Source organism: Pseudomonas huaxiensis (assembly GCF_003231275.1).
In the GTDB taxonomy this organism is placed as follows: domain Bacteria; phylum Pseudomonadota; class Gammaproteobacteria; order Pseudomonadales; family Pseudomonadaceae; genus Aquipseudomonas; species Aquipseudomonas huaxiensis.
The window spans coordinates 34,295-46,216 of sequence record NZ_QKVL01000030.1 but is presented as its reverse complement, the minus strand read 5'-3'; the positions used below and the strand labels follow the sequence as shown (position 1 = coordinate 46,216).

14 protein-coding genes are annotated in these 11,922 nt (G+C 60.7%); all 14 read left to right on the top strand.

Translation table 11 applies throughout. The features are described from left to right. Nucleotides 1-20 precede the first annotated feature (20 nt). The 14 genes from DM374_RS24230 to DM374_RS24165 all read left to right on the top strand — a co-directional run bounded on the left by DM374_RS24230 (nt 21) and on the right by DM374_RS24165 (nt 11,905). Nucleotides 21-1,001: a phage protease gene (locus DM374_RS24230; protein WP_110972149.1), complete on the top strand. Its 981-nt coding sequence runs from the start codon at nt 21-23 to the stop codon at nt 999-1,001. Nucleotides 1,002-1,003: 2 nt separating this feature from the next. Continuing rightward, nucleotides 1,004-1,399 (top strand): hypothetical protein, encoded by a 396-nt coding sequence (locus DM374_RS24225; protein ID WP_225422577.1) that lies wholly within the window; start codon nt 1,004-1,006, stop codon nt 1,397-1,399. Between the two features lie 26 nt (nt 1,400-1,425). Then, complete coding sequence (locus DM374_RS24220) at nt 1,426-2,334, top strand: Mu-like prophage major head subunit gpT family protein (protein WP_110972148.1); 909 nt, start codon at nt 1,426-1,428, stop codon at nt 2,332-2,334. 3 nt (nt 2,335-2,337) lie between these two features. Then, on the top strand, nt 2,338-2,922 hold the full coding sequence (locus DM374_RS24215) for an HI1506-related protein (RefSeq protein ID WP_110972147.1): 585 nt from the start codon (nt 2,338-2,340) through the stop codon (nt 2,920-2,922). After that, nucleotides 2,919-3,410, top strand: coding sequence for a phage protein Gp36 family protein (locus tag DM374_RS24210; RefSeq protein WP_110972146.1), 492 nt, complete (start codon nt 2,919-2,921; stop codon nt 3,408-3,410). The genes DM374_RS24215 and DM374_RS24210 overlap by 4 nt, the downstream gene beginning before the upstream one ends. Further along, nucleotides 3,410-3,982, top strand: a complete 573-nt coding sequence (locus DM374_RS24205) for a phage protein Gp37 (protein ID WP_110972145.1) — start codon at nt 3,410-3,412, stop codon at nt 3,980-3,982. Before DM374_RS24210 ends, DM374_RS24205 begins: the two co-directional genes overlap by 1 nt. Beyond that, nucleotides 3,983-4,189: a hypothetical protein gene (locus DM374_RS24200; RefSeq protein WP_110972144.1), complete on the top strand. Its 207-nt coding sequence runs from the start codon at nt 3,983-3,985 to the stop codon at nt 4,187-4,189. Further along, nucleotides 4,186-5,283, top strand: a complete 1,098-nt coding sequence (locus DM374_RS24195) for a phage tail sheath C-terminal domain-containing protein (RefSeq protein WP_110972143.1) — start codon at nt 4,186-4,188, stop codon at nt 5,281-5,283. The genes DM374_RS24200 and DM374_RS24195 overlap by 4 nt, the downstream gene beginning before the upstream one ends. 12 nt (nt 5,284-5,295) lie before the next feature. Continuing rightward, the gene (locus tag DM374_RS24190; RefSeq protein WP_110972142.1) at nt 5,296-5,667 is read left to right on the top strand and encodes a phage tail protein; all 372 of its coding nucleotides are present in this window, start codon (nt 5,296-5,298) and stop codon (nt 5,665-5,667) included. Nucleotides 5,668-5,670: 3 nt separating this feature from the next. Then, nucleotides 5,671-6,054 carry a hypothetical protein gene (locus DM374_RS24185; RefSeq protein WP_110972141.1) on the top strand — a complete coding sequence of 128 codons (384 nt, stop codon included), beginning with the start codon at nt 5,671-5,673 and terminating at the stop codon, nt 6,052-6,054. A gap of 164 nt (nt 6,055-6,218) precedes the next feature. Next, nucleotides 6,219-8,798, top strand: coding sequence for a phage tail tape measure protein (locus DM374_RS24180; protein WP_110972140.1), 2,580 nt, complete (start codon nt 6,219-6,221; stop codon nt 8,796-8,798). Continuing rightward, nucleotides 8,798-10,270, top strand: coding sequence for a DNA circularization protein (locus DM374_RS24175; protein WP_110972139.1), 1,473 nt, complete (start codon nt 8,798-8,800; stop codon nt 10,268-10,270). The genes DM374_RS24180 and DM374_RS24175 overlap by 1 nt, the downstream gene beginning before the upstream one ends. Further along, nucleotides 10,254-11,384, top strand: coding sequence for a phage baseplate assembly protein (locus DM374_RS24170; RefSeq protein WP_225422576.1), 1,131 nt, complete (start codon nt 10,254-10,256; stop codon nt 11,382-11,384). The genes DM374_RS24175 and DM374_RS24170 overlap by 17 nt, the downstream gene beginning before the upstream one ends. Beyond that, nucleotides 11,381-11,905 carry a phage baseplate assembly protein domain-containing protein gene (locus DM374_RS24165; protein ID WP_110972137.1) on the top strand — a complete coding sequence of 175 codons (525 nt, stop codon included), beginning with the start codon at nt 11,381-11,383 and terminating at the stop codon, nt 11,903-11,905. Before DM374_RS24170 ends, DM374_RS24165 begins: the two co-directional genes overlap by 4 nt. The last annotated feature ends 17 nt before the right edge of the window (nt 11,906-11,922 follow it).

Sequence of the window (11,922 nt, the reverse complement as noted above, 5' to 3'; positions counted from 1 at the left end):
GTGCCGCCCAAGATGGCGGCATGAAAACACTTCTCGCACTGAACACCGACCTCTCTGCGCTGCCATCGACCGACGGCCAGGCGCCCGAATGGATCGAACTGATTCCCGCCGGACCGGCTGTCACTGGTCGGGATGGACGCACCTGGCTGTTTGACGAACTGGCTCAACAATTGGTCCTGGCCGCGTTCACGGCCCGCGCCATTGACATGGTCATCGACTGGGAACACGCCACCGAGGTTGTTGCCCCTCAAGGCATGCCGGCTCCGGCTGCTGCCTGGATCGACAAGCTGGAGATCCGCGCCGACGCGCTGTGGGGCCATGTGTCCTGGACGCCTCGCGCTGGTGAGCAGGTTGCCGCCCGCGAGTATCGCTTTGTCTCTCCCGTATTCGACTACGACGACGAATACCGCCGGATCCTTCGCATGGTCAGCGCTGGCCTGACCAACAAGCCGAACCTCGTTCTAACCGCCCTCAATCACGAAAACCCGGAGACTCAAAAAGTGGCTATCCCACTCGCACTCGCGGCGCTGCTCGGTCTTGACGCAGCCGCCACCGATGACCAGGCCGTCGCCGCCGTCACTCAACTGAAGGCCACCGCCACGGCTCGCAACAACGAACAGCCCAGCCTGGACAAGTTCGTGCCACGCGGTGACTACGACCAGGCTGTTTCGCGTGCCACCAACGCCGAACAGGCACTGGCTACCCGCAAGGCCGATGAGCACAAGTCAGTCGTGGACACCGAAATCGACGCGGCCTTGAAGGCCGGCAAGATCACCCCGGCAACCGCCGACTACCACCGCGCTGCCTGTTCTGAGCAATCCGGCCTTGACCGCTTTCGCGAGTTCGTGAAGGCCGCGCCGACCGTTGCTGACCCTTCCAATCTCAGTGAGCGCAAACCTGACGGCACATCCACTGCATTGAACGCCGAGCAACAAGCTGTGTGCGCTCAGTTCGGCATCGACCCGGCGGAATTCGCCAAAACCCTGAAAAGCGAGGGCTGATCGTGGCCTTGATCTCTGATCGCAATACCCCGAAGCGGGATGCGAAAACTCTGGTTATCCGCGTGGGGGCTGGTGTTCACATCCATGCCGGCTCCCAAGTGGTTCTTTCGGCAGCCGCGTTGGCAATCCCCGGCAAGACCGCCACGGGTCTCACCTACGTAGGTCGTGCCGAAGAGTCGGTGGACAACACCGCTGGCAGCGATGGGGCCGCAACCGTCGAGATCAGTCGGGGCGCCGCGTTCAAGTGGGACAACGACGGGAGCATCAGCCAAGCGCACTTGCTCAAGCGCGCCTACGTCGTCGACGACGCCACTGTCAGCGCGACCGACGGCGGCGGCACTCGCTCTGCGTCCGGGCTGGTGGTCGCCATCGACTCCGACGGTGTCTGGGTCGAGTAACTTCTCTACAAAGGAGCGCACTGCGCATGTTGGTCAATAAGAGTTCCATCCAAGCGGCTTTCGTCGCCATGAAAACCCTGTTCAACAACGCCTTTGCATCGGCGCCGAGCAGTTGGCAAAAAGTCGCCATGAAGGTGCCATCGAGCACCGGCAGTAACCTGTATGCCTGGTTGTCGGCGTTCCCCCGGATGCGTCGTTGGATTGGTGACAAGCACGTCAAGAATCTCCAAGCCTACACCTATACCGTGGTGAACGAAGACTTCGAAGCTACCGTCGAGGTGGACCGCAACCACATTGAAGACGATCAGTTGGGCATCTACGAGCCCCAAGCCAAGATGGCAGGTCACTCCGCGAAGCAACTGCCCGACGAGATCGTTTACGAACTGGTGAATGGCGCCTTTGCCAGTCGCTGCTACGACGGTCAGTATTTCTTCGATACCGACCACCCGGTTGCCGGTCGAAGTGTCAGCAACATGGGCACTAAGCCTTTGTCGGTGGCGACTCTGGCCCATGCTGAGGAAAGCTTCGGTGCTGCCTGCACCATCATGCAGGAGTTCAAAGACGAGGATGGCCGGCCCATCAGCGTCATGCCCAACGTGCTCCTGGTGCCGCCTGCGTTGCGAGACACGGCCCGCCGAATGATGAACTCGGAGAAGCTGGAGGACGGTCAGGCGAACCCCTACAAGGGTGCCGCAGAGGTGGTGGTCGAGCCTCGTCTCACTTCCCGAACTGCCTGGTTCCTTCTGGACACCACCAAACCTGTACTTCCGTTCATCTACCAGGAACGCAAGGCGCCTGTGTTCGTGCAGCAGACCGATCCCGAGGCCGACGACGTCTTCAACCGCAAGAAGTACAAGTTCGGCGCCGAGGCGCGTGCGGCTGGCGGTTATGGGTTCTGGCAATTGGCCTACGGCTCGACCGGCACGGGGGCCTAAAGCATGGGCGTCCATATTAAAGCGGTGGTGGATGGCTTCCGTCGTGGAGGCATCGCGCACCGAGCCAAAGGCACCTACTACCCGACGGGCTATTTCACTGAGGACCAGTTGGAACAGTTCCGCCAGGAGCCGAACCTGCTCGTTACCGACGTCGTTGGGAATGACCTGTCTTCTGGTCAGGACGACCAGTTGATCCAGGAGTTGGGCGACACCATCGCTCAACTGGAGCATGACCTGGGGAGCGAGCGCGCAGGCTTGAATAGCGCCATGTCGACACTGACCGCCATCCTGGAACATCAGGCGAAAGTGCCAACCTTGGTGCTCGATGCCGCTGGATTACTGGAACCTGCCGCGCCGGGCGAAGGCGTCATCAGTATCAAGGAAGAAGTGCTGGCAGAGATCATCGGTCAATGCCTGAAGGAGACCCGTAGCGATGCAAGCCAATCGACGCTCGACAATCCCGGCGGTCCTGAAGCGCCGTCGCCTTCGCCGTCGGTATCGCCAGTACCTCCGGCAACTGGTCCTGACGCAGGGTCTGTGAAACGAGGCGGCAGGCGCGACGCTGAGAAGAAAGGGGCCAGTGAATGAACCTCTCGTTGCCGAGCGCGATTGCGCTGATCACCCGCTTCGGTGCCAAGGAGATGGCGGACCTCGCGGTCCCTGAGATCAACCGGACGATTGAAGGCGAGCTGCTGGAAGCTGCCGCCAAGGGTGATCCGCTGGACAGTTGGGACGCCGAGGATGTGGCGTCTGCTGTTGCTGCCCTGGCTCGCATCGCTGATGCGGCCACCCGCGCTCGCAGCGAGATTCAGTTCTACCTTCGCTACCGCCAGCCGGGGCAGGACGCCCCGGACTGGGTGGCTGACGACCTGCCGGAGCTGACCCGCTTTCACCTGTACGGCGAGAAGGCCAACGCTGAGTCCGCCGTGCGCCTGCGCTACCGCGACATCATCAAGCGGCTGGAGAACCTGGCCGCCGAAGACGAGCGACGTGGTGCGGCGGAGTCGGGCCAGTCCGGTTTGCAGATCAGCCACAACCCGCGCCTGTTCAGCCGCACCACAATGCGGGGGCTCTGATGCTCGGCGAACTTGAGGATGCCATTCAAGCCCGCCTCGGCGAGCTGAAGAGCCAGCTACGCCGGCTGCACATCGACAGCTACGGCGGTGAACTCAGCGACGATGATCTTCTTGTCGACTTGCTGAAGAACACGCCGAGCGTGCTGATCACCACCCCGAAAGTGGTGTTCAAGCCGAGGTCTCACCGCCGCTACACCGCCTCGGTTGTGTTTCGCCTGGTGATATCAAGCACGTCCGTGCGCGGCGAGCGTGAGACTCGACGCGGCTCCGGCTCTGTCGCGAGCGATCCCGGCAGCTACTGGATCTGGGAAAGCTGCATGAGGCTGCTGACGAACTGGCAGCACAAGCCGGACGGTGCGCAGATGAGGCCGACCGAGTTCGCCAACCTGATCAACGGGAAGTTTCAGAGCGGCCACCTGTCGGTGCTCGGTCAATCGTTCGCTGTCGAGATGGACTGGGACGTCCCTGAGGGTGAGCTGCCATGGCTTGAAGGCGTGGACCTGGCCTACCACGTTCCGGCGGGCAATCCCGCCCCCACCGTGACCGATTCAGTTGATTTGGGAGATCAGTAGATGTTGGTGATTGCAACGCAACACCCCGTACCCGTGATGCCAGGCACCGCCAAGGATGGCGAAGAGTTCATCAGGCCGGCACCCGCCGAACCGGTGGACGTGCAGGAAATCGCTTACTACCTGCGCCGAATCACTGCCGGCGAATTGAAGCGGGTGAAAACCAAGGGCGGTGCCAAACAGGCCGCTAAAAACGAGGTCCAAGCATGACCATTCAGTTCGACACTATCCCGGGAAGCATCCGCAAGCCTGGTGCTTACTTCGAGTTCAATACAAGTCTGGCGGTCAGGACGCTGCCGACTAACGCACAACATATCTGCCTCGTCGTTCCGCTCGATGGTGCCGCGACCGCCTCGGCCAACGCTCCCCAGCAGGTATACAGCGCCGTTGAGGCCAAGGCGCTGTTTGGTCCTGTCGCGGGGGTAATGGTTGCAGCGGCCATCGCGGCCTATCGCTACGTTGCGATCTCCTGCGTCGGCGTGACCGTCACTGGTGAGACCGAGCCGGACATTGCCGAGGCTTTGGCATCGACCGCAATGGGCGGCTTTACGATCATCGTGCCAGCCTGGTTCAGCCAGGCAGCCATGACAGCCCTGCGTACTCACATCGCGACGTGGACCAGCTCCATTGAGCAACAGTCGCTTGTCGGTGTTGGCGCTGTAACCAGCACCCTGTCGGCTGCCACCGCTCTTGCTGCAAGTCTAAATGCTGGAGCGATCACGGTCGCGCTGCTGCCGGGCACTTCGTCCAGCCCGCGCCAGGTCGCGGCTGCCTACGCTGCTGTAATCGCATCCGAAGAAGATCCGGCGCGTCCGCTGAACACCCTGGCACTGGCCGGGATTGCCGTGCCACCGGTAGCCAGTCGGCTCGGTCGAGTCGAGCAGGAAACCTGCCTGGCGAACGGCATCACACCGCTGGAAGTCGCCGCCGGGGATGTCATCCAGATCGTCCGGGCAATCACCACCTACACCAAGAGCGCAGCCGGTGCGACTGACGTTTCTCTGCTCGATCTGACCAGCATCCGAACCCTGTACTACGTGCGCCAGGCTTGCCGTGAGCGTATTCGCCTGCGCTTTCCACGTTCGAAGCTGAGCAGCAGGACGGCGGACGCGGTACGCGGTGAGCTGCTGGACGTGCTCAAAAAATGCGAAGAGCTGGAGATCCTGGAAGAGGTGGACGCCAATGCTGACGCGCTGATTGTCGAGCGCTCTGGTCAGGACGTGAACCGCCTCAACGCGGCGATCCCCTCCGACGTCGTCAATGGCCTGCACGTATTTGCAGGCCGCATCGATCTGCTGCTTTAAGGAGCAAACCCTATGACTGACAAATTTGTCGGAATGATTGTTCTCGAAATCAACGGGAGCGAATACGAAGTGACCAGCGTCGAGCCGTCCTTGAAGACCGGTCGCAAGGTGGTCAAGACCATGAACCGCTCGGGCCGGGCCACTGGCACGGCCAAGGGCATCGAAGAGTACGAGCTGAAGATCTCCGTCGCCATTCCCAAGACTGGTGAGCCGGACTGGCGTGCGCTGATGGATGCCAAGCTGACCATCTTCCCTCAGGACGGCGGCGGCAAGCGTGAGTCCTGGACTGGTTGCAGCCTGATCGAACTCGGCAGCAAGTACCAGGTTGAGGGCGAAGCCACTCGCGATCTGACCATTGCCGCACTGAACTACTACCAGGAGTAAGCCATGACAGACCTGAACAAACGTTGGGATGCCCTGACGATTACCGGTGAGCTGCCTGTAGGCGTGTATTTCGCGGGCGTGCGGCACAAAGAGTTCGTGCTGCGTGCCGGTGTAACTGGCGACCTGATCGCCGCGCAAGAGCTGCACCCCGAAGGTCCGCTGCAACTGATCACGCTGGAAGTGTTTCGTCGGCAGATCCTTCGGCTCGGTGACATCGAGCCGCAGCATTTGACCACTGAGTTACTGCGTGCCGAGCTGCTGGAGTCCGATTTGGCGGTAATCGCTGATGCGGACATTGCTCTTGAAAAAAAGCTGAAGCCGCAGAGCGCGGCCAGCACGCCTGGCGCCGCATCGAACAGCATCTCGTCAGAGCCGGCTTCCGGCTAGACGAGATCCGCAGCATGACCCGGCATGAAGTCGAGGCCAGGTTGGATGTGATGGTAGGCAAAGCCAGGGGCGTTCGGTACGTCAGCAAGCGTACCGGCAAGCTCAAGCAGTAACTCAAAGGCTCGGTAACGGGCCTTTCTTCTATCTGTAAGACGGAGTAGGTCATGTCAGATTTGCGCGTAGCGTTGCGCATCCAGGCCCATGCCGGCGACAGCCGACGCGAAATCGGGCAACTGAATCGCGACTTGCACAGCGCGGGCAAGCAGGGCGCTAGGTCGCTCGCGGATGAGAGCTGGAAAGTCTCAGCCGCTATGACGCGAATCGGCACGACCGGAGCGGCCAGCTACAAGGTTGTTCGTGAGGCAGTGCGCGAGACGGCAAACGCCAGTCGGGTACTGAATCAGGAAAGCGGAAAGACCTCTGGGGAATTCCGAAAAGTCGGAGCTTCTGGTGCGACAAGTTACCGGGTAGTGCGCGAGTCGATGCGTGAAGCGGCCAAGGCCGGCACAGGCACTCAATTCGTTCTGACGAAAACGGCGGCAGAATTCAAGGTGATGTCGAGCGCAGCCAGAAAGGCGGCGCGAGATGCGAAGGCCGAACTCAACGGCGCCGAGCGGCAAGGCGTCGATCCGCTCCGGCAGAGTGTCGACCGTACCGAGCAGGCGTTTCGGCGCATGGCTCAGAACGGCGGTCGCAACCTGCGCGGCATGAAAGCCATTGCCGCTGGAGTGCGCTCTGAGTTTGAGCGGATCAAGCATGCCGGTAGCAGTGCGCAGGGGCAGTTGGCGGGCCTGGGCGTCGGGGTAGGCGTGGTGGCCGGATTGAAGAATAGCGCCGCGCTGGACCGTCAGTTGATCCGAACCCAGCAGACGGCTGATCTGACGGTTGCGCAGCGTGATGAATGGCGGGGCGGGCAATGGCAGCTTGCTCAGAAGTACGGCGTGGAGCGTGAGCAGGTGCAGACCGGTTTCGACACACTGATTGCCAGCGGCCTGTCGTATGACCAGGCCAGGCCAAGTACTGACGCCATTGCACAGGCAACTGCTGTTACCGGAGCCGACAGCGGGACTCTTGCAAAGGCCTTGGTGACGGGGGCGAGTGCCTTCGACATTGATCTTTCCAAGCCGGGCGCCGCGCTGGATATCTTGCAGAAGATGACCGTGGCGGGTCGACTCGGCAACGCCGAGCTGGAGAACCTATCGAGCATCTTCCCGAAGATCGGCCAGGACGCCAAGTCCGCTGGCATGGACATGGCCCAAGCGCTGTCTTTCGTCGAGACTCTGTCGCTGATCGAGCTGGAGCCTGACCGGCTCGGGACACTCGCGCAGTCCACCTTGCGCGCCTTCAACAACGGCAACTACCGGAAGGAAGTTACTAAGGCCACGGGCGTTGAGTTCTTCAATAAGGACAAGAGTCAGCGCGATACCAAGGATGTGTTCCTAGATCTTCAGCGCAAATACAAGGCGTTGAAAACCGATAAGGATCGCGCTCGGTTCATGGACGTAGCCTTTGGCAAAATGGACCAGGACACGCAGAAAGGTATCAAAGCCTTCCTGACCGGCGACCGCCTTGAGAAGTACGCGGAAAGTACGAAAACCATCTCAGGCGCCAAGCCGGTTTTTGAAAAGGACCTCGCCGACAATGTTGGGAGTGCCACTGGCACAGCAAGCCGCATGAAGGCGACTCTCGGTGCCGCCATCGACCGCATGGCGCAGCCGATTAACAAAGAGCTTGCAGGCATGGGTAACTACATGCTCAACGACCTGGAGCTGTCGGGTGAGCAAATGCTCGGAGCGGGTTTGGCAACAGGTATTGGCGGTTACATCGCAGGCCGAGGCGCTATGGCTGGTGGAAGTGCTCTACTGAAGAAGCTGATGGGTGGCCCAGAGGTGCTGAAGAACATCGCGATGGGCAGGGTGCTGGAAGAGGCCGCAGGTGTTACTCCAGTATTCGTGACGAACTGGGCTCAAGCTGGCGGGTCGCCTGACAAAGATAGTTCCGACAAGTCGGAAGATGATTCAAAGCCCGATCTCAGTAGTTGGCTCTCGCTCGCAGCTACGGCGGTCTCGATCAGCGGGGCGACCGACAGTAGTGACGAAACTCAGTTGCGCCACGCCGAGAATTCGAAGATCCACGATGCTAACCAGCGTGCTTGGTTAACCGCTTACTACCGCAACAGAATCGAACTGAAGAAAGCCTACCCTGAGGCTGAAGGTAGCTGGATTACTGAGCAGGCGCGGACTCTGGCTAAACAGGAAACTGGTATGACGCCCTCCGGTGTGAAGCTCGGGGTGGCCAGTGATTGGGCTCGAAACGTTGCCTTGGCGGGTTTGACTAAGCCCGCTCAAGGGCTTGATTTGCTGCGTGAGGCAGGCCCTGGTCGCAATACGGTTGGCGTGACTCCAATGACTCCAACCAACGCCGCCAGCAGTTCGTCGGCGAACGCGGCGAGCATGTTGCCGCCTGGTTCGTCACCGCCCGTCGCTCCTTTGGCGGAGTGGGCCAGTCAGATATTGAACAGCTTCGGGCCAATCCCCCCTGCATCTGCCTCGCCTGCACTTAGCCAAGTCGGTGGCGGTGGAGATGCTGAAATGTACCGTGCCTTATCAGAGGTCTTGCGGCAGCAGATCAGCCAAATGGGGCAACTGGTAGGGCAGCCGTTGGTGATCGAGATCCGAAGCGACAGTGACAATGTATTTGCCGAAGTTGAACGACGGGTTGGCATCCAGGCGAGGCGCGGCTAATGAGCTGGAGTGAGACTTTACTGGACGCCTCGTTTCGAGGCGTGCCACTGGAAGTGATGACTGAGAGCCTGGGTGCGACTCGGGAGCTGGCTCAGCACGGTGTGCCATATCGTGACGGGGATGACGTGGAGGATATGGGCCGCAAGGCACGAGAGTTCTCTATGACCGTCGTGCTGTATGGCACCAACTACGAGATCAGCCTACAGAATCTCCTTGCGGCGCTCGATGTTCGGGGCGCTGGCGAACTGATTCACCCTATCTACGGACGAGTTGATGTTCTCGCACGGAACTGGAAAGTTGACCATTCCGCCGAGCGCCCGGACTACGCGCAAGTTGACCTCCAGTTCGTCGAGCGGACACCTTCGGAGCCGTTCTTTGCACGGCAGTTTGAGTTTGTCGATGAAGGTGTGCTGACTGAGGATCAGGGGCGCCGCTGGCAAGACGGCTTGCTGGATCTGATAGGCCAGATCGACGCCCTCATCGCCGAGGTTCAGCAGCTCATTGGCGGCGGCTGGATTGGCTTGCTGGAGAATCTGCTTGGCTTGCCCGGCATCGCTCTGCGGCTTCAGCAGTTCCGCAGTCAGATACTCGGCGTTATAGCGGGGCTTGCGAGCTTGTTCGGCAGGAGCGCTGGATCGCAGTTCGATCCACTCTTGGATCTGGCCCGGACGCCTACAGAGATCCGGGCGGCGATATCAGCACACATCGATCCAAGTGTCACCAGCACCTCTGGGAACAGCGCGTTCGCCATCACTACCGTCACTGATGCGGTAGATATGTCCAGTTCGGGCAGCGTGCTTGAGCAGAACACGGCAGCGCTGAATCTGATTAACCAGCGGCTCGTCGCGGGCGGAAACCTTCTCCTGACGTTCCCTGGTGCCGAGGCCATCGAGGCGCAACCAGCACGGACCGGCACCACTTTGCTGTCTCAAGCTCAGCTTGGGCTTGCGCCGGCTGCCGCGCTACTGGCCAGCGTGCCAGTGGGTGGGCTGGTATTTGGCTCGGAATCGATGCTTTCCCCGACCGCCGCAGTCGCCTGGAGTCTGGTGATGCTTGTGGTGACAGAAGCCGCATTGGCCCAGGCGTCGGCAGTGATCGTATTGCTCGATGAGCAGCGGCAAAAGCCGACATTGACGCCGGAGCAACTGCAATCAGTCGTATCAAGCACACGTTCTTTGACCGACGCAGCGATCCAGTTGCACCGCCAGTTGCTAGGCGTTGAAGAGGCGCTGCACGTCATTGAGCCGTTGCGGGCGATTGCCGGGATTGTGCAGGCGGCGGGCCGTCAGGTGCTGCAATTACGACCGCCGCTGGTGGAGCGCCAAGTGGCTGGGGAGACGAACCTGCGGTTGTTGGCGCACCACTGGTACGGCGATCACAGCCGAGCGGCTGAGCTATTGCGACTGAATCCGGGATTGCGCACGCCGTATGCGATCAATGCTGGGGAGGTGCTGCGTGTTTACACCCGTTGAGGAACAGATTCGATTGGCAATCGGTGGTCACGCCCATGAGCACTGGGACGGCTGGTCTGTTGAAAGTGACCTGCTGACCCCTGCTGACGCCTTCCAGCTTGAGCTGTTCACGCAGGATACGGTGGCTCTCCCAGCACAGTTGAGAGAGGGCGCCCCTTGCACGTTAAGCCTCGGGAATGACCGCATCCTGACGGGCGTAGTGGATGAGGTCGAGCTTGATATCTCCCGGCAGGGCCGAACCATCAGGATCAATGGGCGAGACCATGCGTCCGTCCTGGTCGACTGCTCGACGCCATTTGTCGCGATGCGGGAAGTCGGCCTGGCTGATGTCATCGAGCAGGTCGTGCGACCTCTTGGCATCACGCAAGTTGAGATTCGTGCGACCAAGGCAGGTAGCCGCAAGCGAATCCAGGTTGAACCCGGTCAGAGCGCGTGGGAGGTCTTGTTGCAGGCTGCCGAGGCGAATGGACTTTGGCCCTGGATGGAGCCCGACGGACGCTTGGTTGTTGGTGGGCCCAACTACAGCGCTCCGCCCGTTGCCGAGCTGATCCTTCGTGAGGATGGTCAAGGCAACAACGTGGAGCGGTTGTCGCTGCGCCGGTCCATGCCGGGCCGCTTCAGCCAGGTCACTGTCCTGGGGCAGCACGGACAGTACGACGGCGATGGATACGACACGACCCGATCCAAGCTGAAAACCGTTGTGAAAGACGACGTGCTTGCAAGTCGGGGGATCTTCCGTCCCAAGGTCGTAGTAGACAGCTCATGCGAGAACCAGGACATGAGTACGGCGCGTGCTCGCAAGTTGCTCGCGGACAGTCGGCTGGAAGGGCTGGAGATTCGTGCGGTGGTTCAGGGCCACCGGACAGACCGCTTCTTTGGCGAGGTGTGGACGCCGGGTCAGCGGATCATCGTGCGTAGCGAGCTTCACGGCCTTGATGCCACCTACTTCTTGATGTCTCGCACGTTGCGCGTCACGCGCCGTGAGGGCGCTATTACCGAGCTGCGTTTGCGTGAAGACAAAATGTGGGTGCTGGACGGCAACAAGAGCAAGAAACAGAAGAAGCGCAAGGGCGACGCTGACGCGGCCTTCATCCAGGAGCTACACAAGCTATGAGCCTCATTCGTACGATGCAAACGCAGGCCCGCAATGCACAGCAAGGCATACGCCAGGCTTTCCGCGCAATCGCTGCTCGCAACAGCCATGGCGGTGCGCAGATCGGTGTGGAAATGGAGGGTCTTGCGGGGGAAAGCGTTAGCGGCGAACTGATGCAGCAGTACGGTTTTGCCTCTGGCCCGCTGCCCGGCGCGGAGTACATCGTTATCCCGGTTGGGGGTAACTCAAAGCATGCTGTAGTCGTGGCAAGCGGCGACGGTCGATACCGCATCCAGATCAAGGATGGAGAAGTGGCCCTGTACACCGATGAGGGTGACTTCATTCACATGAAACGCGGGCGTCTGATCGAAGTTGAGACCGAAACGCTGGTGATTCGGGCGTCAACGAAAGTCGTTCTGGATACGCCGCTGGTCGACGCCACAGGCGAGGTCAAAGACAGGGTTCGGACGATGCAGGCAGACCGTGACCTATACAACGCTCATGTCCATGGCAACAGCCCAAATCCGAGCCCAGTTCAGTAAAGGCTGACCGACTCGCT